Raw genomic sequence first — 20682 nt, 5'->3', positions numbered from 1 at the left:
GCCTCAGGTAGCGATACCGACATCCAGCTTTGCAAACCACTCAAGGAATTCAGCCACGGCCTCTCCTTTGAATAAGCGGCCGTGCTGAGGCGCCATGATCTCTATGTTGAGTTCTTTTACCCGGGCAATCCAGTTGGCTTTGGCCCGATTGGATGGCATCCAGCGGCGATGGAAATATTCCATATGCTTAATATGTGCGCCAAAGTCATCGACAAATATTGGCGCACCGGCTTTTTCCAGTGCCGCACCCACGTCGCCACTCATCAGTATCTTCGCCTGAGGATCATACACATGAAAGTTGCCAGAGGAGTGCAGGTAGTGGGCGGGCACAAGTTTAAGGCTGATATCATTGAGCCGGATCTCGCCGCCTTCATCTTTGATCCCTTGGTATTTTATGTTGCTCATACCAAAATGGCGAATAAACCCTTCCCATAACCAGGGGGCGTGCAGTGTGGCGCCGGGTAAGGCCTTATCCCACAGCCCAAGTGAAGAAATAATATCCGGGTCCTGATGTGAGGCGAACAGGGTGGTGAGTTCTTGCAGGTCAATATGCTGCAATATAGCTGCCAGCATAGGTGAAAAAAGCTCAGTACCGCCGGGGTCTAGCAGCACGGCCTGCCCTTTACCCTTGACCAGATATTGGTTGGTATCAATGATTTTTTCCGGCTTGCCTTCGTCGCGGCCGAACATGAGCCAGCTGTGACTGGCAGCCTGGTATAATGGTGTTGCTTTCAATGCAAGGTGCCTCTCAGAGTATGGATTTCGTTTAGATTGACGGTGACCGATTGCTTAATGGTTTTAGCTGCAGTAGCAATAAAATCAGAGACCGATTGCAAACTATCACTGAACTCACCGGCATTGGATGCTTCGACCCGGCTTGTGACCGCAATGTATTCGGCACTGCGCATTTGCTTATTGATTTCTTCAAAAAAACTTTCCAGCTCCAGCAGGGCAATTTCCAGCTTTTTGGTCTGCTGTTGTCTATCCAGTTTGGCCTTATGCTGCAAGGTTATCAGTTGCGGGGTAGATACTAAGGTGGCGGCTTTGCCGACATGCACATCGAACTGAGTGCTTCTGACCGCTTCAAGGGCAATTTTGAACAACTGATTGGATAAGGCGGAGATATGGGTTGTGGTTTTGATGGTTTGCTCTGAAAACTCATCAATGAAATTAGTAATGGGCTTAAAGCCTGACGCCGAATCCCCGGCTCGAAGTGCAACAACACGGGCATTTTTAGCGGTTAATGAGAGGTTTTTCGCTTCGGCCAGGATTGCATCGAGGTTGGCAATAATGCGCGCAACGCGAATGAAGCTGTCTACGATATTTTTGTCGCTCAATGCGAAACTCCACTGTCAACGGGCTGCTTTCAAGACACTAGAATAAAATTCGCTGAAATTCCAGAAATCGGCATAATTGCAGGCGCATGGCAAATAATCCGATAACCTTAAACTCTTTCATTAACAACGGCTTCAAAAGTACTACTCGGCATTACCAAAGTAACTGGATAACGACTAAGCTTGTCAGGTGCGACATAAAAAATAACCGGGAGTCTGATGAAACCCTCTGCGTTGCAATCAATCGTTTGTCTGTGTTTTTCGGCCGTTGGCTGGCCGGTAAGTGCGGCAACTCAATCGTCTGCTAGTTTTCTGGCCAACCCTATGGTGTTTGCGCTGGTCATGGGGGGCGTATTTGCTTTGATGGCAGGTCTGGTCGTGTGGGGGTTAAGTCGCAAACAAGGCGTTATCCGCAGCAATAAACATCACGAGGCACATCATTTTTACCTGGAGGCATTTCAGGCAAGCGCCGGGTATCAGTTTGTGTTTAGCTCAGATGCCAGTCTAGTGAGTATGAGTGACGGCTTGACTAAAGCATTGAACAAGAGTCACACCGAATTGTTTGCTTATAACCTGCACGAATTACTTGAGCCAGATAGTTGGGCAAGGCTTGCGGCGTGGCTGGAGCAACCAAAAGCAGGTCAGGTGGTTAAATTGACGCTGGTCAGTGCGCTTAGCGAGCGAGTGACAGGCTTATTTGAACTGCAGAGTTCTGAGCACCGCAATCTCCACCTTGCCCGCTATCTGCCGCTGTCCCCTCATCTTGGTCAGGCAGACACCGACAGTGAGCTATTGGCAGTCACCCTGAGTTCGATTGGTGATGGCGTTATCTGTTGCGATGTGGATAGCCGGGTGATCTTTATGAACCCGGTTGCCGAGGCCGTTTTAGCGCTGCTTACTGAAGAAGTGAAAGGGCAGCCCATCAGCGAGGTGATGCCTCTATACCATGAAGGCAGCGATCGGCCCATAGAAGATCAGATGGCGGTGTGCATGCGCAGCCAGCAAACGGTTAGTTTGCCGGATTCGACCTGTTTTCGGAATCATCTCGGATTGGAGTTTGCAATTGATGATTCCTGCTCGCCGGTATACAACAATGCGGGCAAAGTGATAGGCGCTGTGATGATTTTTCAGGATGTGACCGAATCCCGCGCACTCAAGCGCAAAATGAACCACCTGGCCCACCACGATGCCTTGACTGGCCTACCGAATCGGTTATTGCTACAGGATAGGCTGATCCAGGCCTGCAAACGGGCGCTGCGTAACCGCCACCAGTTTGCGGTGGTGTTTATGGACCTTAATAAATTCAAAAAAATCAATGATTCATTGGGACATGACTTTGGAGATTTGTTATTGAAGCAGATTGCGCACCGGCTAACGGACGCTATCCGAGCCTGTGACACCGTGTCCCGGATGGGCGGCGACGAGTTTGTTTTGTTGCTCGATGCTATTGAAGACAAACGGCATGTTGGCAGCGTTATCAAGAAAGTACTCGACAGGGTGTGCGGACAGTATGAAATCAAAGGTGTTGAAGTACAGGCGACATTGAGTGCCGGTGTGGCTTTGTATCCAGATGATGGTGATAACGCTGAGGTATTAATGAAGCGAGCAGACAGCGCGATGTATCGGGCAAAAAAATCCGGCAAAGGCGGCATGCAGTTCTACTGCGCACAACTGGATGATGAGGTCGAACAGAATCAGGCACTGGAGCAAGCCATTTTAGAGGCCATATCGCAGGACCAGTTTGTGCCTCATTTTCAGCCCGTTGTAAACGCGATGGATGGGCGAATTGCTAAGCTCGAAATGTTAGCGCGCTGGCACAAAGAGGACGGTTTGATCGAAGCCAGTCGTTTTATCGCCGAGATAAATGATGTGAAAGCGCTAATGACTTTGCAGGTTAAATTGTGGGAGCAAGCATTAAGCCATTTTGCCAGGTGGCAATCGCAACACCCAAAACTCAGGTTGAGCCTGAACCTGGCGGTTAAAACACTACAGCAAGAAGAAGCACTGAACGCACTGAAACACAGTATATCCGGGCACGGGCTCCAGCCTCAGCATATCGAACTGGAAGTGACTGAAAAACAGCTATCGATATTGGGCAGCGAGTTAAACTCAGTGATTGGAGCCTGGCGCGAGGCGGGATTTACTCTGGCCATCGATGATTTTGATGCCAGTCACACCAGCATCGGGCAGCTTCATGCGTTCAATTTTGATACCCTAAAACTGGACCCCGGGCTCCTGGACGGACTAACAGAAGTTGAGGCCGCGGGTGTGGTGAGTTCGGTGCTCACCCTGGCCAATAACCTCGGTGTTGTTTGCTGCGCAGAGGGCGTAGAAACGGCTGAACAGGCCCGCTTACTCACCCAAATGGGGTGCCCTTTGTTACAAGGCTACCATCTTGGCGAGCCACTCAGTGCAAAAGAAATAGAAATCCACCTGGCGCACCACCTCAAGTCATAATGGCTAAAATGCCGCATTTTAAAACCTTAAGGTTGTCTTAATATTCCAGTTCTACTCTGCACCTAAGTTAACAATACGGAGCAGCGTATGACCGCCCTAGTTCAAACACAAGGAACCGCGATTTCTCCCCGGCAGTTGAGTTGGGCAGATAATCACTCTGAATTACGCGCCATGCTGGAAGAAGACATTCGCAGCGGCTTTCGCAGAGCATTTGATGCTGAGATCAAGCATTTTTACCCGTTACTGAGTGCGCTGAAGCTGACGTGCGGCCAGTGTTGCCTCGGATTGCGACTGGCTGGCAAGCACGAGCTGTTTGTTGAACAATACCTGCAACAAAATATTGAGCAGGCTATCGTGGCACATCAAGCTGGCGCTCATCTATCAGACCAGTATGGGCGCTTTGAAATCGCTGAGCTGGGCAATCTGGTATCGACGCATCGCAAAGCCAGCTTATTGCATTTTGTAATCGTGACGCAGGCACTGACCGCTTACGGCATTCGATATCTGACCTTTTCGGCAACCAGCCAGGTCAGGGCGCTGTTGTCTTTACTGCAGGTGCCGGTCCACATTCTCGCGGACGCTGCTAATAATATTGAAGATGCCGCAGATTACGGGTCTTATTACCAGCGACAACCTAAGGTCTGTGTGGTTGACTTGTTGGATGCGACTCAGCTGATCCGCGCAACGGCATTGTTCAGACGCTATGCACAGGACTATCGCAGTGAGACAGAATACTTGCTGGAGGGACTGCGTTATGCGTGAACTTCTCAGTCGTATATCACATAAGCTGCACGAGGTTGTTTTAGCAAGCGAACAGGCTCGCTGGACCAAGCACGCATTTCAACAGCAATGCGATGCGCTGGCAGCGCTTGTGAGTGAGCTTGACGGAGCCTGTATTGCTTTTCAAATGGATAATTCGCCAGCCTGGATTTCCGTTGACCTGGTACTGTCGCAGTGCAACAAAGTTGCGCTGCCCTTACCTTTGTTTTTTACCCCGGCTCAGTGTGAGCATGCATTGAGTGAGTCAGGCGCAAGCTGGTTATTCAGCGACACGGAGCTTAGGAATGATACACCGTTCAGAACCATCACCGTATGTGAGTGCACACTCTATGTTTACCGAATAAATAGTAAAGCGACGCACTACTTTGCTGGTACGCGTAAGATCACTTTTACATCGGGCTCCACGGGGTTACCCAAAGGAGTTTGCCTGTCGCAAACCAGTATGATGCAGGTGGCCCGAAGTCTCGGTCAGCGTTTGAGCCTCGAAAAGCCCAGACACCTATGCTTGTTACCTCTGGCCGTGCTGCTTGAAAATGTCGCTGGTGTGTACGCCCCGTTACTGAGTGATGGCCAGATCATTGTGCCTTCTTTGAAGAGCCTGGGATATCTGGGGAGTCAGTTACAGGCCCCCGACAAACTATTAGCCTGTATCAGTCAATTCGAGCCGAATACGCTGATCCTGGTCCCCGAATTACTGCAGCTGCTAGTACATGCCTGCATGCAGGGGTGGCAAGCTCCGAAGAGTTTGCGCTTTATCGCTGTCGGTGGCGCCCGGGTTGATAGCCATTTACTCGCTCAGGCCATCGCGTTCGGGCTGCCGGTTTTTCAGGGCTATGGGCTGTCGGAAGCCGGATCTGTGGTGGCGCTGAACAATGTAGACGGACAGCTCACAGGTGTCGGAGAGGTGTTACCGCATCTGGAGTACAAAATTGAACAAGGACAGCTTTATCTCAAAGGCCCACTCTTTTTGGGTTACCTCAACGGACCTGAACACAGAGCCGACAGTTGGCTGGCGACTGAAGACTTAGCCAGGCAAGACGGTCGTGGCTTGGTCATTAATGGACGGCTTAAAAACCAGCTGATCCTGAGTAACGGGCGAAATGTGTCACCAGAGTGGCCCGAATCGATGCTGCTAGCGCAAACAGGTGTATTACAGGTCGTCGTTTTTGGTGATGCCAGGGCGCATCTGGTTGCATTGATCTATGCCGCTTCGCAGCTCAGTGACAATCAGCTGACGAAGCTGATCTCCCAGACCAATGACCTGTTACCGGACTACGCCAGAGTTGCATCCTGGCATCGACTGACTCAACCCTTGTCGGCAGAAGCCGAGTTAATGACATCAAACGGTCGGCCCAGGCGTGATGCCATTGCCCGCCACTATCAAACTGAATTAAACGCGCTCTACCGCACTGGCACAGAGGCGCAGGCTTTGCAGCCGCAGATATTATTGGAGAAAAGCATATGAACAATTTCTATCAGGCATTACAAGACGCGACCCAGACTGAACGTGAATACCTTTTAAGTGCACCAATTTTCAAAGCCGTCTTTGAAGAGGAGATCTGTATTGAGCAGTATGTTGGGTTTTTAACCCAGGCTTATCATCATGTGAAGCACACCGTGCCGCTATTGATGGCATGCGGTAGCCAGTTAAACGAGGAAAAAGAATGGCTGCGTGAAGCCATTGCGCATTACATTGAAGAAGAGCTGGGACACCAGGAGTGGATCCTCAATGATATTGCTGCATGTGGGTTCGACAAAGAAGCAGTGCGACGCAGTCAGCCCGGCTTTGAGACCGAAATGATGGTTAGTTATGCCTATGACAGCATTCAACGTGTTTCTCCCTTGAGCTTCTTTGGCATGGTGAATGTGCTGGAAGGGACTTCTATTGTGCTGGCAGACAAGGCGGCTACGGCCATACGTACTAAGCTGGGATTACCTAAAAATGCCTTCAGCTATCTGACATCACACGGAGCACTCGACCTGGAGCATATTGACTTCTTTGCCGGGTTAATGAATCGCATTGAAGACCCACAAGAGCAGCAGATCATCATTCATGCTGCCAGATGCTTTTATCGTCTTTATGGTGCCATATTTCACGAGATGGACACGCAGCAGGGGTCATTCACTCGGGAGGCAAGCTAATGAGCAAGCAAAAACTAGCGGTGCTGACAGGCGCTACCGGAGGGCTTGGGCGAGTGTTTGCACATCGATTGCTTCAGGATGGTTGGCGTTTACTTTTAGTAGCCCGGGATCGGTCGGTGCTACAGACCATGGTCACGCAGTTTGGGCCTGAACATCAGGCCATAGCAGTGGATTTAAGTGATGATAAAGCACCTGCTCAGATCGCGCATCAGGCTGCGATGATGGGAGGTGCCAGTCTGCTGGTCAATAATGCCGGGATTAATCGAATGGTGGCCTTTGCAGAGATGGCGCAGGATGAACTCACTCAGATGTTACAAGTGAACCTGGTGTCACCAGCCTGCCTTACCCATGCCTTGTTAAATCAGCTTGAATCTAATCGGGGCACTGTTGTGAATATAGGTTCCGCGCTCGGCGCCATCGGGTTTCCATATCAAAGCGCTTATTGTGCCAGTAAGTTTGGTTTACGAGGTTTCAGCGAGGCGTTAGCGCGTGAGTTCAGTGGCACAGTGGCGGTGAAATATCTTGCTCCGCGCGCTGCGGACACCGCCATCAATGATGAGTCGATTCGTCAGCTGAATCAGAAGCTGGGCAATCAAATGGATAGCCCTCAAGTTGTTGCCGATGAATTTATGGACTTACTAAAGAGCAAAGCCATACGTAAGGGGGTTGGCTTCCCTGAAAAGTTTTTCGCCAGACTAAATGGTCTGCTGCCCGAACTAGTGGATGGTAGCATCATTAAGCAGTGTGCCACTATTCGGGCTCATTTTGCCGCGCAGTGTGCAAAATTTTCTTCATCTTCGGAGGATTCAGTATGAAATCAATATATATCGCATTGAGTTTGTCGGTTGGTCTTGTATTTAGTGCCACTTGCCAGGCTGCATTGAAAGATGACATTGCGTCGTTGCAACAGTCCTGGGCCAAAGTAAATTATGAGCTGAAAGACGATGCGCAGGAAAAAGCTTTTCAGGCTCTGATAAATGACAGCCAGAGCGTAGTTGAACGCTACCCAGACAGTGCGCAGAGCCATATCTGGCATGGCATTATCAAGTCCAGCTATGCGGGCGCGAAAGGCGGACTGGGCGCATTAGGGCTGGCGAAGGAAGCTAAAGCCGAGTTTGAACGGGCAATTGAAATTGATAAAGAAGCACTGAATGGCTCGGCTTTAACCAGTCTGGGTACCTTGTATAGTCAGGTTCCGGGCTGGCCAATCGGTTTTGGCAGTGATAAGAAAGCACGAACTCTGTTTGAGCAGTCGCTGGCAATCAACCCTGAGGGCCTTGATATTAATTACTTTTACGCGCAATTTCTATATGATGAGCGCGAATACGGCAAGGCTCTGATACACTTAAAGCAGGCACAAGCTGCACCCAAGCGTCCAGGCCGCGAAAAAGCGGATCAATATCGCCAGGCTGAAGTCACAGAGCTGTTAGCTCGGATTGAGAAAAAGCTTAAACGTAAAAAATGAGATTATTATTAGTAGAAGATGATGCCCTGCTTGCACAGGGTCTCATCCAGTCATTAAAAAAGGAAGGCTATGCGGTTGAGCATGCTGATACTTGTGCCAGTGCACTGCTAGCCATCGAAACCATGCCCCCTGAGTTAGTGGTGTTGGATTTGGGGCTGCCCGATGGTGATGGGTTGACTGTGCTCAAAGCGCTTAAACAGCAAAAAGCGCAGGTTGGTGTACTCATCCTGACTGCACGCGATGAATTGGATGATAAAATCATCGGATTGGATCACGGCGCCGATGATTATCTGGCAAAACCATTTGAACCACTTGAATTGTTTGCCCGCTTGCGGGTCGTGGCACGGCGTTTTGGTAAGCAGCAAGACAGCCGCCTGAATGTTGAACCGGTTACTCTGGATCTCGCCAGTCACCAGGTGGAATTTGAACAAAACACGTTACAGTTGCCACGAAAAGAATATATGTTGCTTAAGGCCCTGATGGAGAACAAAGGGCGAGTCTTGTCTAAAAGTCAGCTTGAAGACAAGCTGTACCATTGGGGGGAAGAGCTAGGTTCCAATGCCATTGAAGTGCATATCCATCACTTGCGTAAAAAGTTACCGAATGGGTTTATCAAAACCCTGCGCGGTATTGGCTATGTAGTAGGTAATTGATTGACGATGCATCCTGCCCTGCGCCCTGTTTCAATTAATCGAAAACTGACGCTGATCCTGGTTTCATGCCTGATACTGTCAACTTTCTGGGCTTTGCTGAATGGGTATCAGGCTAGCATGACCAAGGCAGAGCAACAGCTTGATGAACAGCTCAGGGAAATGGCCGGGTTGCTGATGAAAACACAGCTAACACACACTATTACGACTCATGACTTGTACTTTCAGATTTGGCAAGATGGTGTGTTGGTCGCGGCCAGCAAGCGACTCAGTAATACGGTTGCACCACTGGATTTATCTCCTGGCTGGCAAACGCAAAATATTGCAGCAATGCGGCTGCGCACCTACACCGACAAACAAGACACCCGATTGGTATTGGTGGCAGAGCCAGTCAGTAAGCGCTTTGCTCTTGCTGAAAGTCTGGTGTTATCGGCGATGCTGCCTTTGGTAATCATCATGCCTTTGCTCGCGGCATTCATCGCCTGGTATATCTACCGTGCACTGCGCCCGCTGACTCAGCTGAGTGCTGAGTTAAAAGTACGCCGGGCGGACGATTTTACGGCATTAACAACGCACAGCCAGGATAAAGAAGTTGCCCCCGTGATTACCATGATGAATGCGCTGTTTGCCAAAGTAGAAGCGGCTTATTTGCGTGAGCGTTATTTTGCCTCAGATGCGGCACATGAATTAAAAACCCCTATTGCTGCGCTAAAAATTCACTTGCATAACCTCAAATCCAGTCCTTCTAAAAGCAGTATTCAGGGCATAGAGCAAAGTGCCGATCAACTTAATCACATTGTAGAGCAAATGCTGATACTGGCCCGAACTGAGCCGCAAGTTTGGCGTAAGCAGTTTGAAGTGCTGGATATTGAGGTGGTGACCCAGCAGCTGGTGGCAGAAATGTACGGCAAGATTGCAGACAAAGACCAGCAGATAAGCCTGCACTGTGAGCCCTCTTCAGTATTGGGATGTCAGTTTACGCTTACAACCTTGCTGGGCAACCTGTTGAGTAATGCCATAAAATATACGCCTGCTCATGGTGAGATCCGTATTGACATCACGCGTGATTCAACACAAGTCTTGTGGCAAATACAAGACTCAGGCCCGGGAATGACACAAACTCAGATAGAACGTGTGTTTGACCGATTTTATCGGGTTGGTGGCGACTCCCACCCCAGTGGGGAAAAAGGGGCCGGACTGGGTATGGCGATAGCGCGGCAGATCTGTGACATTTACGCTGCCAGACTAACCTTATCGCGCGCCGAGTTGGGAGGGTTACGGGTATGCGTCGCATTCAACGGAGTGCAGGATGAGTCGTAATCGTCTGGCGTTGGCTTTATGTCTGGCCTGTGCACCCGCGATAGCGCTGGAAACGCGCAGCATAGTGCTGAAAAACCATTTGTTTAGTCCTCAGTCGATAGTCGTTCCTGCAAGACAAAAAATCCGTTTGGTGATTGAAAATCAAGACCCTGCAGCAGAAGAGTTTGATAGCTTCGATCTGAATCGCGAGAAGGTGTTATTCCCGGGGCGAAAAAGCGTCATTTATATCGGCCCGCTTGAACCCGGAGAGTACAGTTTTTTTGGCGAGTTTTCTCCCAACACGGCGCGAGGTGTGGTGATTGCCAGGGAGGAAATACATGCTCCTTAATTCGGTTGTGATCACACTTAACCAGTGTTTACCGGTAGCAGTTGTATGCGTACTGCTATGTGCAACAGGTAAAACCGTGTTAACCACAAAACAAGCTGTGCTGGGCATTACGTTGGGTGCTTTAGGCTGTATTGCGCTACTGCTAATGGCTGCGGATATCTCCGCCTGGTGGGATTACCGGGGGCTGGAGCTGGTCCAGATAATGCTCCTGATGGCACTGTTTGCTGGTTTATCAGGTCATTACATTCAGGGAAGTGATAAGGCCCGGGTGCTTAGCCTGGCGGCGGCACTGACCTTATATCTGAGTAACTTTTTTACTTATTTTGGCGGCTACTGGCAGGCTGATGGCGCATTTGCGCTGGCCTTGGGAGCCGGTCTTGGTCTTAGTATTTGTGCCAGCTTTGCCATATTGCTCTATTTTTCACTGCTCTGGGCGACGAGGAATGCGATGGCTTTAGTAAGTATGTTTGTCGCGTTGCACAGTGCCAGCAAACTGGTTTTTGCCAGCGATTTGGCCGCACAAATCGACATTATGCCAGCATATCCCGCGCTGTTTGATCTGCGTAACTGGGTAAGTGAGGACAGTGTCGGCGGTCGGATCCTGAAGGTCTTGTTCGGCTATGAAGCAACGCCTAGCGTATGGTCTATTCTGGCGCTGGCAGTGGGTACAGGAATTTTTTGGATTGCGGACAACTGGAGGCGCGGGCGTGAGGCATAACTTAGTCTTGAATACAGTTTTGACAGGGTGCCTTGCCTGGCTAGTGATGATGCCATCTGTTGCGATGGCCGATGGCATGGTGGTTGATAAAGTTTACCACCCCTACGTGTTGCCTTTAGAGCGCGAGGTCGAGTGGCGATTACTATCCAGACAAAGTGATCAAGGCAATATCCTGGCTCAGAGACTGGGGTTGGGATGGAGCCTTACTGAAACCATGACTGTTGAGGGCTACGCCATTGGTGAGCGTGACCAGGATGATAACTTTGATATGGCAGCTTATGAAGCCGAGGTACGCTGGCAGTTGGTCGAACAAGGTCGCTACTGGGCTGACTGGGGTTTGTTATTTGAATATGAAAAACGCCACAAAGAGTCTGCTTATGAAGCAACGATTGGCCTGTTATTCGAAAAAGAGTTTGGCCGCAATAGCCTGACGCTGAACGCCTTTATCGTCAGAGAATGGGGGAAAATGATCAGCAACGAGTGGGAGTCTGAATTTCGTGCCCAGTATCGTTATCGCTGGATGAGTGCTTTTCAGCCCGCGTTTGAAGTGTATACAGGGGAAGACTTTGTGGGAGTAGGCCCTGCGGTGATAGGGTTGCATCGGTTTCAGGGTCAGAAACAACTGAAATGGGAAGTGGGCTTTGTGACTGAGTTAAGTCAGGTAAGCAAAGATCACAGCGTGCGATTGGCTCTGGAGTTTGAATTTTAAATTGGTGCGTTCAGGCTATACTCAAAGAGCAGGCCTGCAAGGTATGTTGCTAATAGAGGGCTTGTTAGGAGCTGGCACGTGAACACCAACACTTTATCAGACGAACTGGTTACACAATGGAATGAACTACTCACTCGGGTGGCGGAGTTACTGGAGGTGCCTGTGGCCCTGATCATGAAACTCAATGGTGCCCACCTGAGTGTGTTTAATAAAAGCCTCAACAGTCAAAACCCCTACGAGATTGGCGAAAGTGAATGCTGGGATCAGTCAGGGCTGTATTGTGAAACCGTGATCAAAACCCAACAAGCGCTGTTTGTTCCTAATGCACTCAAAGACCCAGTCTGGGATCATAATCCGGATATTAAACTGGGCATGATTGCCTACCTTGGCCTGCCTATTAAAAATGTCGACGACTCTGTGTTTGGCACTGTGTGTGTGCTGGATGACAAAGAAAATACCTTTGATGGCAAAACCAGAGCCATGCTTAGCTCACTAAAGCATTTGTTTGAGTTACAACTGAGAATGCTGGCTGAGCAAAAGGAGCAGGACCACAAAGAAGCATTCAAAGAGCAGACTTTAATGACCATGGGGCTGGCTCATGAACTGAATACGCCGCTGGGTGTGAGTGTAACTTCTGCCTCTATGCTGGTCGAGTCGGCCAGTCTGCTTTTGCGTGCACTGGATGAGGGACCAGAGGGTATGGAGGAGGTTCGTAAACAGGCTGGTTGTATTGGTCAGGCGGCAGCTCTGCTGTCGCGCAATCTTTATCAGATGGACGACAAAATTGACCGGCTTAAGCAGTCTATTGTGCAGTGTCACAACGGGGTTTCAACGGTGTGCCGTATTTCAGACGTTTTTAATTCGCTGGCAGAGGTATGGGTGCCGTCTTTAGCCCAGAAGAAGGTAGCGCTTAAAATCGATACTGATCCAAGTGCAGACGTTTTACTCCACCTGAAACCCGCCAGTTTGATTGAAGCGCTTAACCACCTGATCACCAACGCCATTGAGCACGCATTCGAGGGCGTTGAGCAGCCGACCATCAGAATTGCTGCTAAGGTAAAAAATCAGGAGCTTAAACTCAGAGTGAGTGACAATGGTGCAGGTGTAAACCTAATACATCCGGAAGATATTTTTGCACCCTTTTACTCAACTAAAAAGCAAATTGCAGGGTCGGGGCTAGGTCTGGCACATGTTAAACGCATTGCCCTGAATGACTTAGCTGGCACTGTGTATGTTAGCCGCTATGAAAATGGTTTGAGTATAGTACTACGTTTTCCCGTGTCCGGGCCAATCGCGCAACCGTAAGCGGATAGCCTACGATACTTTGTTAAAGCCCTTTTTGTGCCTTGACCGTTGCAATAGACAGTGACAGTTGTGCAGCCATTGATGCATGCTTTTTATGCAGCACATGATAGGCTTTAGAGCTAAATAAGTGATGTACATTCAAATGCGCGAGCGAGTCGGGCAGCGGCCACTGAGTTGAGACGACAAAAATAGCATAATCAAAGCGGTTTACATTTAGCAGCTCAGGTAACTTGCCTAAATTGTTGATCTGATAAAAGTGGTTTCGCTGCGCCTGCGGGTACTTAGTGAGCAGCACGCGTTTGGACTGATCGGTCGCGACTATGGTACTGGGTGTTGCTACCAGCACAGAGTTATCGCAAGGCACATTTGCCACACACAAAAGCACAAACTCCACCTCCGTTAACGCCGGACCCACAGAAATAACATCCTTGAAGGGAGCAAATATCTCCTGTGCCAGAATAACGTCGCCATCGGTATGCTCTGCGGTAATTTCGTGTAACACCCGGTGCGCGGGCATCGCGATAAAGTTCGCTTTAATGCCTGCCTGGGCGTACGCAGCCTGAACTAATGGCAGGGCCTGATCGCGGACGCTGGGATGTTGCAGATAAGATATGGTTAATGGGGCTGCACTCAGCGGCGCACTGATAGCGCACAATACAACAACCTGGGTCAATCGCAGAAAAATATCTTTGAGCATAAAAAGCGCCTTAGTGGATCTGCGCCGAATTATACCCAGTTTAGTTGCAAAGCATAGTCTCCAAAGGTGTTATATTCGGTTAAATTAACCACAATTTGCCCTCGATCATAATCCTGCTAAATAGACAAATTAAAAAAGGTACACCCTTACCAGCTCTGCCTTGAAAGCGACTTGTTAGTGTCATTAAGAATTAACAAATATGATTAAAAATTAGTTGACTTAGAGGGGCAGCCCGATAAGATGAACGTAGACAGAATTTGGGTCAGTGTTTATAAATCTCCATTACGTTGTTGTATAAGTTTTTGCTTGTAGTAGTACCGTCCTGAAGTTTTATCACCGGCAAAATTTAGGTCTATGCGCCCACATGGGCATAGGTTTGCCAGTTTTTTGTATAGAAGGATCCTTTGCATCAGGGCAGAGGTTAGCTTTTAAGGATTGGCATCATTTTAATATTCAGGATTTACTATTATGTCTAATACTTTAACAGGTACCGTAAAGTGGTTTAACGAATCAAAAGGTTTTGGTTTCATCGCTCAGGAAAATGGCCCAGATGTATTCGCACACTTCAGTGCAATCAAAGGCGATGGCTTCCGCACACTAGCTGAAGGCGAGCGCGTTGAGTTTAAACTGACTCAAGGCCAGAAAGGTCCTCAGGCAGAAGAAATCGTTAAGCTATAATTGACGGTTTTTGCTTAAGAGAAAAAGCAAGCTAAGGCTTGCTTTTTTTGTGTCTGTAACCCGGCACAACATACCTTTCATTTAGCTGGCTGTGGTAAGATCGCATCATTATCCCCTGATGTGTTTTATTCCATGGACCTGACTCAATTCTGGCAGCTCATTGCCATCGACAACCAAACTAAAGATAAAGCGGCGCTATTAAAAACCAGGCTAGAAGCACTGCCTGATAACGAACTGGCCGAGTTTGACAGCCACTACAGCAAGCAACTCAGACGTTTATGGCACTGGGATCTTTGGGGCGCAGCTTATGTTACTTGTGGCTGTAATAGTGAGTATGACTTTCTGGATTTCTGCAACTGGTTGCTGACTCAAGGCGAAGCTGTGGTAGAGCAGGTGCTGGCCCAGCCAGATACCCTGGCAAGCATTGAAGATATGCCCCTGCGCGACAGCCTGCCTTATCCTTATTGCGACGAACTGGACCTGACAGCCGGGCTGCTCTACGAGCAAAAAACGGAGCAGGAGCTGCCCTATCACAACACAGTGAACTATGCGCCACAGGGCAAACAGTTTAAAAATAAACCCAAAGTGTTAAAGCAAACTTACCCACAGTTGTTTGCTAAGTACTGGCAGGGGTAATTTACCTTGGCCTTAAAGGGTCTGACACTGTATTTTTAGTTGTGGGCCAGTCGAATGTGATGTGTAAAGCGCTGGTACAAGCGGATTATTAACTGCAAGCCGGTCGCTGTGATTAAAAGCGCACGTGACTAAATGCGCTTTTTTGCAACCTCGCATAGGCCTTTGCTTGTACCAGCGTGCAGAAAAAGCAAATAGACTTTCAGAAAAATCATACAGGCTCTTTTTAACCTATTGAAATATTATATAAATTACCATTTCCTTAATATCTAATATTTAAATATCAGAGATAATCTTATTTATATACAAAAAGTACCGTATCACATGGTTCTTTCGTATTATGCTTGTCTGCATCATCAGATAGTGTTGAGAGTTCAGAAGTGAATATGAAAATTTAACAGGTTGTTTGTTTTTTGTTTCAATTTGGTCGTTAGTCAATTACGCTTTTATTACGCAATACGTTAGGTTTGTATCGCTTGAGTAAAGGCAACTGTATCTCCAAGGTGTTAATGAGAGAAAAGTATCAAACCTAAAAGGAAAATGCCTAATTTTTAGATTCTAAGTATTCAGGGAGAGAGTGAATGCCTATAAAAAATGCCTCTTTAGCGGCCTTTCTGTTCGGGGTCAGCTGTCTGAGCAACGCCGAAACACAGTGGGTTGACACACATTCATTATTAAACCAAAAGCACCTGTGGCACGAAGTTGAGGCGCAGCTCAAGAAACAGCCTCGAGCTTTACCCGCAGCAATGGGCAGTGCGCTCACGGATAACGGAATACGTTATCAGCGGATAAAAACGATAGGAAAAACCAAGCGTTTTGAACATTACCAAGTCTATTATCGTGGTATACCAGTAATTGAAGGCCAGTTTGTACTCGTCAGAGACAGTAACGGTAAAGTCTTGCAGGGGCTGGGTGCAACTTTGAGAGCACAAGAGGTAACTAGTGCAGCTGATGGACGTTTTTTTCATCTACCCCCGGCTGACATAGAGCAACAACTGGCGGCAGGTTCGGGCTTAACGTCCGAGACAAAGTTGCAAGATCTTAAGCGTGGTTATTTGACTTGGCAAGGCCGCTTAATTGGCGTGTTTCAGGTCACCACCACTTCGAAAGAGGGTATACGCTTACTTACCATCGACGCGGATACACTAAACATCCTAAAATCTGAGCAAGGTGTTATTCACTCTGCTAGTGATGAGCAAGATGCAAAACGTCTTTCAGATGACGGGCAATACGTTGCTGCTGGTGGCATCGGTGGCAACGAGAAAATGGGGGCTATATGTTATTCACCACAGCCTTCAACAATGGAGGCTTGCCTCAGGTATCAATATGATGAAACGACCAGCCCCTCAACGGAACTACTTTTTAATGATACCAGCGGCACGGATCGCCCTCTTATCTTTTCCGAGTTTAATGGCTACCCTTTTGTTGTCAGAAAAGAGGGGGGACGTTGTTTTTTAGAAAATCCATATGTGCAGACAATTGACAATCTAATTCATGAAACAAAGCCTAGTGAATTTGACTGCAATGATAAGCTTGAAAATTTTGATCGAACTATGGTCGATAAGTTGTACTACCACCGGTTTAGTTACGGCCCTGTGAATGAAGCCCACTTTTATGGCGGGTTGACAATGCAGTTTTTTCACAAACAGCTGGGTGAGCTATTTCCTGAACAGGACACTCATTGCTCGGAAAACGGTTACTGTCTCCATATACTAAAACAGAGGGTACATCATAATTTTCTTGGTATGAACAATGCTTATTGGGATGGTACCTATACTAATTTTGGAAGTGGCGACAGCTATTCTAGTTATTCGCTAACTGTATCAAGCGTAGTCGCCCACGAAGCTGCGTATGCATTGACACACTGGAATAGTCAGCTGAAAAGTCGTAAGAAGGGAGGTGCATTTTATCAAGCATTTTCTGATATTGCGAGCCTTGCCGTACTGGATTACTTACAGCGCAGAGTATTTGGCAGTTTTAGCACCTCAGAGCCATTTTTAACGCAAATATTGGATGGTACAGGGCGCCCGCAAGACGATAAAAAGTGGTGGCTTGGCTGGGATGTTAAAACCCAGGACATAGGGCATCGCTATTTTGCACTTCCGTCAATGGATGGCCGTGGCATTGACCACCTGAGCATGTATCGCGCGAATATGTCAAGCTACAACGCGGGTGGTATTTTCAGAAAAGCGTTTTATGAGCTAGTGAAAACCTACGACTGGACAATTAAAGAGGCGTTTAAGTTATTTCTGAAAGCGAATGTATCCTGCCTGCCGACCAATGCCAGCTTTGATGATGCAGCAGCCTGCTTGATATTGGTTGCAGATTCAGATGTTGTGAATAAGTCGGTACAGGAAGCGCAGAGTAATGTCGATGGTGCGCTGCACCTCGTGGGGTTGGTGGCGCAATCATCGGAGATTTCCAGTCTGGCAGTCACGGCGGTACCGCAGTATGACGAGTTCAGGTATTTAATCGGGACCTTACCTATTGGTGAAATAGAGCGTATTGCTGTTGATTGGGGGAATGGGCTCACTGAAGACTGGTCGCGTAATTCAGGTACCGCTATTTACCCGTTTTTACAAAGGACCCATGTTATTGAACCTGATTTGCTGACGCGTTTTAAGCTCAACGTAGTCAAAACTGATGGTGAAGAGTTGTTTGCTTACAGAGATTATTATTCGCGCTCTCTGGGTGTGGTTTGTCCACCGTTATTTAGAGAAGAAAATGCAGGCCTGATGAATCATTTGTTGATTAATGGTCACAATTTGCCGTTACTACCACAGAACTATCAGGAGATATTGGACCAGCCCCTAGATATGTATCTTAATCAGGAGAACTCGATTGAGTTAGACACTGATGTTGTCGGTCAAAATGTGACTGTATTACTGGATACTAACCGCAATGGTGCGTACGAAGAACAAGAAGTGTATCTCGAAGAGAAGATTACAAGTACTGGGCAGGTCACTTTTTCTTTGCCCGAGGGTTTCCTGCCGGGCAAAATCATGATGCGAGTGGTTGTCGGTTCCAGATATGGTTTTTTCTTTTCATGCGGCAATTTAGATGAAGGCCAAGTTTTCGATGTTAAAGTCGACACCTTAGGCACAAGCCAGTGGTCGCGCACTGATTTCAGCCTGGAAATTCAAAGCGGTAACAAAGTTAAATTCACTAACAGCCCTATGCCAGACAATGTGCAGTCCTCGGGTGACTTTGAGCAACCGGTGAACGCAGATAGTGCAGTGCATGTACCACTCTCAAACGGCATCTTGTATCCTTTTGATATTCCGACTTGCTTAGAATCAGTACCTGAAACGAGTTCGCAGCTCTATACATATAGAGAATTATCAAATTTATTAGCATGTCAAACAAAAATAGCCACACCTACAACCTACAACGTGCTCCACCCGACTTAATTGAATGAATTGCTGTAGGGTTTCGCCAGCATATCGCGGGCGGGACCTGAGCGTTTGCTCAAATAACTCTCCATATTAAGGGAATAAAATATGAAACCTCTGTATTTATCCATTGCACTTGCATTGGGGACGGCTGTCGTTATGCCTGATGCCTTTGCGGATCCACTAAAAGCCGATAGCAATGTTGCCTACCAACAAGATATACAGATTAAAAATGAGCGTTTAAAAGCACGACTGGCACAGCATGGGTTGAGTAAAAGCAATCGACCTCACTTGTATTCACTGATTGAACAAAGGCTGAATCAAGAAGTATCAGTAGCGGGCAATTCGGGTTCCAGTTCACTACAAAACTGTTTAAGCGGCAGGCCTGAACTGTGCTCTTTTTTTAAACATATGGGGGTTGAAGTTGCAACTAGTAGTGCTACTGGTGAGCCCTATGTTGTGTTATCTGCGTTAAACAGTAAAACTGTGTCGACCGACTATACATTGATAGACCTTCGTCTGATCAATGAAAAAGGCGAGCAGTTGACCTTGTCTGCATACAATGAATATTTTGGCGACGGGCAGGAGGCTAAACGCAAATCTGTATATTCCTTCGCAAAGGCACAAGATGTTCTTTCCAGACTTGCAGCTTCAGATCGTATCTTTGCAGATGGCTGGATTACCGTAGTATACAAGGATTCCAACAACAAGCAGGTTTTGGAAGATCGAAATGTTGTAGTGGAATATTCAAAGGATACTTTGCTTGCTAAACTAGGTTATTTTTCTCAGTCGAAATCGGGTGTCTCCGGTGAGGTAATTAGCACATTACTGCCTTTAGCCGGACGAGTTGGATTCGAGACAGAGGTTGAGATGCCAAGAGACAACCGCTCTGAAGCCGGTGCAGACGTGCCTGATGGCAGGATTGTTATGTGCTTGAATCGGAATTATGGAAATTGTGACTATGAAAACATTTACCCAACAGGAACGCCCAATAGTGAAACCAAACTAAAAGTGCCGTTCAAAGGGAGCTTTGACGTGGTGGGGAAAGTAACACGTATTTACCTTCCTGATTTTACCACACTAGAGACGGTAGAAGAAAACGGAAAAGTTACGCTAGTCGAGAATCCTGTGATTGATAAACCAGTTTTCGTGAACCATGGCACGAATATTTTTATTCAGACTAAAGAGGGTGGGGGGGCGGTACCTATTGGCGGGTCTGGTTATCAGGATATCAGCGACATCTTTGCGAAAAGCTTAACACTTACCTATAGCAATTCTGGTGTCATGGATATGACAAAAATATCCTGGGATATCCCGCAGCGTCAAGGGGTGTTCGGAGATGCCACTTTATTTGGCAGATACCAGGATTCCCACTGGATAATGCATTTTGCGCTTGATCATGTAGTACGTCCAGGCAGAGCGCCATCAACGACTTCTTATGTGATTGGCTCTACCGAAATGGACAGTAGTAGCTGGTCTGATATAGGCCACCCGACATTGCAAATTGTCTACAGTTGTCTGGCCGAAGGCTCTTTAATCACGCTACCAAACGGTAAGCAACTTCCTATAGAGCAGCTTGAAGTGGGCGATCAGGTGCTGGGTGCCAGTGAGTTTACACCCGCTAATCATATAGCCCTGACGATTGAGGATATATCCGTGGGTGTTGAAACCATTCCCATGGTTCAGCTCACGACCAAGTCGGGCAAAACACTGTTGTTAACTGAATCTCACCCTGTTGTGATGCAATCAGGCAAAGCGGTATGGGCTAGCAAGGTTGAGCAAGGAGCGCAGATTTTAACCGCAAGCGGACTAGAAATGATTACTCTTATTGAGGAGGTTGAGTTTACCGATAAGGTATACAATCTCCGTTTGGGCCGCGGTAAAGATGACCCGGATTATCAACCAGGAGAGTCTTTCAGTATGTTTGCCAATGGCCTGCAAGTGGGTGACCTGGCAATGCAAAGTGAGCATGAGTTTAACAACAAGGTGGAAACGACAGAAGATGTGCTTAATCGCTTGCCTCAGGCCTGGCATCAGGATTATCTGAATAGCATTAAGCAGTAGTCATGGATTG

At 47.8% G+C, this 20682-nt stretch carries 19 protein-coding genes; 16 read left to right on the top strand and 3 right to left on the bottom strand.

What is annotated here, in order from left to right; translation table 11 throughout:
• Window positions 1-3 precede the first annotated feature (3 nt).
• Together C3B51_RS14530 and C3B51_RS14525 are read right to left on the bottom strand one after the other, a co-directional pair.
• The gene (locus C3B51_RS14530) at window positions 4-735 is read right to left on the bottom strand and encodes an MBL fold metallo-hydrolase (protein WP_130245501.1); all 732 of its coding nucleotides are present in this window, start codon (window positions 733-735) and stop codon (window positions 4-6) included.
• The gene (locus tag C3B51_RS14525; RefSeq protein WP_130245500.1) at window positions 732-1337 is read right to left on the bottom strand and encodes a chemotaxis protein; all 606 of its coding nucleotides are present in this window, start codon (window positions 1335-1337) and stop codon (window positions 732-734) included. The genes C3B51_RS14530 and C3B51_RS14525 overlap by 4 nt, the downstream gene beginning before the upstream one ends.
• Before the next feature lie 216 nt (window positions 1338-1553).
• Here C3B51_RS14525 and C3B51_RS14520 point away from each other — a divergent pair, with 216 nt between their 5' ends.
• From C3B51_RS14520 to C3B51_RS14465, 12 genes are all read left to right on the top strand, one after another.
• Window positions 1554-3791: a putative bifunctional diguanylate cyclase/phosphodiesterase gene (locus C3B51_RS14520; protein WP_130245499.1), complete on the top strand. Its 2238-nt coding sequence runs from the start codon at window positions 1554-1556 to the stop codon at window positions 3789-3791.
• A gap of 87 nt (window positions 3792-3878) precedes the next feature.
• Window positions 3879-4553 (top strand): thermostable hemolysin, encoded by a 675-nt coding sequence (locus tag C3B51_RS14515; RefSeq protein ID WP_130245498.1) that lies wholly within the window; start codon window positions 3879-3881, stop codon window positions 4551-4553.
• A complete protein-coding gene (locus C3B51_RS14510; protein WP_165389163.1) occupies window positions 4546-6036 on the top strand; it encodes an AMP-binding protein in 1491 nt (496 codons plus the stop codon). Before C3B51_RS14515 ends, C3B51_RS14510 begins: the two co-directional genes overlap by 8 nt.
• Window positions 6033-6713, top strand: coding sequence for a TenA family transcriptional regulator (locus C3B51_RS14505; RefSeq protein ID WP_130245496.1), 681 nt, complete (start codon window positions 6033-6035; stop codon window positions 6711-6713). Before C3B51_RS14510 ends, C3B51_RS14505 begins: the two co-directional genes overlap by 4 nt.
• The gene (locus C3B51_RS14500; RefSeq protein WP_130245495.1) at window positions 6713-7528 is read left to right on the top strand and encodes an SDR family oxidoreductase; all 816 of its coding nucleotides are present in this window, start codon (window positions 6713-6715) and stop codon (window positions 7526-7528) included. The genes C3B51_RS14505 and C3B51_RS14500 overlap by 1 nt, the downstream gene beginning before the upstream one ends.
• Entirely contained in the window at window positions 7525-8178 is a 654-nt protein-coding gene (locus C3B51_RS14495; RefSeq protein WP_125717263.1) for a tetratricopeptide repeat protein, read from the top strand. The genes C3B51_RS14500 and C3B51_RS14495 overlap by 4 nt, the downstream gene beginning before the upstream one ends.
• On the top strand, window positions 8175-8831 hold the full coding sequence (locus tag C3B51_RS14490; RefSeq protein WP_125717262.1) for a response regulator: 657 nt from the start codon (window positions 8175-8177) through the stop codon (window positions 8829-8831). Before C3B51_RS14495 ends, C3B51_RS14490 begins: the two co-directional genes overlap by 4 nt.
• 6 nt (window positions 8832-8837) lie before the next feature.
• The gene (locus tag C3B51_RS14485) at window positions 8838-10148 is read left to right on the top strand and encodes a sensor histidine kinase (RefSeq protein ID WP_130245579.1); all 1311 of its coding nucleotides are present in this window, start codon (window positions 8838-8840) and stop codon (window positions 10146-10148) included.
• A complete protein-coding gene (locus tag C3B51_RS14480) occupies window positions 10138-10476 on the top strand; it encodes a cupredoxin domain-containing protein (RefSeq protein ID WP_125717261.1) in 339 nt (112 codons plus the stop codon). Before C3B51_RS14485 ends, C3B51_RS14480 begins: the two co-directional genes overlap by 11 nt.
• The gene (locus C3B51_RS14475; RefSeq protein ID WP_130245494.1) at window positions 10466-11194 is read left to right on the top strand and encodes an iron transporter; all 729 of its coding nucleotides are present in this window, start codon (window positions 10466-10468) and stop codon (window positions 11192-11194) included. Before C3B51_RS14480 ends, C3B51_RS14475 begins: the two co-directional genes overlap by 11 nt.
• Window positions 11195-11240: 46 nt before the next feature.
• Window positions 11241-11903 (top strand): hypothetical protein, encoded by a 663-nt coding sequence (locus tag C3B51_RS14470; protein WP_206076637.1) that lies wholly within the window; start codon window positions 11241-11243, stop codon window positions 11901-11903.
• A 78-nt stretch (window positions 11904-11981) separates the two neighbouring features.
• Window positions 11982-13208 (top strand): GAF domain-containing sensor histidine kinase, encoded by a 1227-nt coding sequence (locus C3B51_RS14465; RefSeq protein WP_130245492.1) that lies wholly within the window; start codon window positions 11982-11984, stop codon window positions 13206-13208.
• A 22-nt stretch (window positions 13209-13230) separates the two neighbouring features.
• On the opposite strand, the gene C3B51_RS14460 is transcribed toward C3B51_RS14465, so the two are convergent.
• Window positions 13231-13905, bottom strand: a complete 675-nt coding sequence (locus tag C3B51_RS14460) for a hypothetical protein (protein ID WP_125717257.1) — start codon at window positions 13903-13905, stop codon at window positions 13231-13233.
• Window positions 13906-14373: 468 nt separating this feature from the next.
• Between C3B51_RS14460 and C3B51_RS14455 the strand changes: the two genes are divergently transcribed.
• The 4 genes from C3B51_RS14455 (at window position 14374) to C3B51_RS14440 (ending at window position 20672) form a co-directional block, all read left to right on the top strand.
• Window positions 14374-14583, top strand: coding sequence for a cold-shock protein (locus C3B51_RS14455; protein WP_010380108.1), 210 nt, complete (start codon window positions 14374-14376; stop codon window positions 14581-14583).
• Between the two features lie 132 nt (window positions 14584-14715).
• The gene (locus tag C3B51_RS14450) at window positions 14716-15219 is read left to right on the top strand and encodes a DUF4240 domain-containing protein (RefSeq protein ID WP_130245491.1); all 504 of its coding nucleotides are present in this window, start codon (window positions 14716-14718) and stop codon (window positions 15217-15219) included.
• A gap of 578 nt (window positions 15220-15797) precedes the next feature.
• Complete coding sequence (locus C3B51_RS14445) at window positions 15798-18626, top strand: M4 family metallopeptidase (RefSeq protein WP_130245490.1); 2829 nt, start codon at window positions 15798-15800, stop codon at window positions 18624-18626.
• Between the two features lie 90 nt (window positions 18627-18716).
• Window positions 18717-20672 (top strand): Hint domain-containing protein, encoded by a 1956-nt coding sequence (locus tag C3B51_RS14440; RefSeq protein ID WP_130245489.1) that lies wholly within the window; start codon window positions 18717-18719, stop codon window positions 20670-20672.
• Window positions 20673-20682: the final 10 nt, after the last annotated feature.

This window comes from Pseudoalteromonas rubra, assembly GCF_004212645.1.
In the GTDB taxonomy this organism is placed as follows: domain Bacteria; phylum Pseudomonadota; class Gammaproteobacteria; order Enterobacterales; family Alteromonadaceae; genus Pseudoalteromonas; species Pseudoalteromonas rubra_G.
Note: the sequence above shows the minus strand (reverse complement) of the source record. Positions and strands in the feature narration are given on the sequence as shown.

Coding starts and splice junctions, on each gene's coding strand:
- C3B51_RS14520 (WP_130245499.1), top strand. CDS start 1,554: ATGAAACCCTCTGCGTTGCAATCAATCGTTTGTCTGTGTTTTTCGGCC.
- C3B51_RS14515 (WP_130245498.1), top strand. CDS start 3,879: ATGACCGCCCTAGTTCAAACACAAGGAACCGCGATTTCTCCCCGGCAG.
- C3B51_RS14510 (WP_165389163.1), top strand. CDS start 4,546: ATGCGTGAACTTCTCAGTCGTATATCACATAAGCTGCACGAGGTTGTT.
- C3B51_RS14505 (WP_130245496.1), top strand. CDS start 6,033: ATGAACAATTTCTATCAGGCATTACAAGACGCGACCCAGACTGAACGT.
- C3B51_RS14500 (WP_130245495.1), top strand. CDS start 6,713: ATGAGCAAGCAAAAACTAGCGGTGCTGACAGGCGCTACCGGAGGGCTT.
- C3B51_RS14495 (WP_125717263.1), top strand. CDS start 7,525: ATGAAATCAATATATATCGCATTGAGTTTGTCGGTTGGTCTTGTATTT.
- C3B51_RS14490 (WP_125717262.1), top strand. CDS start 8,175: ATGAGATTATTATTAGTAGAAGATGATGCCCTGCTTGCACAGGGTCTC.
- C3B51_RS14485 (WP_130245579.1), top strand. CDS start 8,838: ATGCATCCTGCCCTGCGCCCTGTTTCAATTAATCGAAAACTGACGCTG.
- C3B51_RS14480 (WP_125717261.1), top strand. CDS start 10,138: ATGAGTCGTAATCGTCTGGCGTTGGCTTTATGTCTGGCCTGTGCACCC.
- C3B51_RS14475 (WP_130245494.1), top strand. CDS start 10,466: ATGCTCCTTAATTCGGTTGTGATCACACTTAACCAGTGTTTACCGGTA.
- C3B51_RS14470 (WP_206076637.1), top strand. CDS start 11,241: ATGATGCCATCTGTTGCGATGGCCGATGGCATGGTGGTTGATAAAGTT.
- C3B51_RS14460 (WP_125717257.1), bottom strand. CDS start 13,905: ATGCTCAAAGATATTTTTCTGCGATTGACCCAGGTTGTTGTATTGTGC.
- C3B51_RS14455 (WP_010380108.1), top strand. CDS start 14,374: ATGTCTAATACTTTAACAGGTACCGTAAAGTGGTTTAACGAATCAAAA.
- C3B51_RS14450 (WP_130245491.1), top strand. CDS start 14,716: ATGGACCTGACTCAATTCTGGCAGCTCATTGCCATCGACAACCAAACT.
- C3B51_RS14445 (WP_130245490.1), top strand. CDS start 15,798: ATGCCTATAAAAAATGCCTCTTTAGCGGCCTTTCTGTTCGGGGTCAGC.
- C3B51_RS14440 (WP_130245489.1), top strand. CDS start 18,717: ATGAAACCTCTGTATTTATCCATTGCACTTGCATTGGGGACGGCTGTC.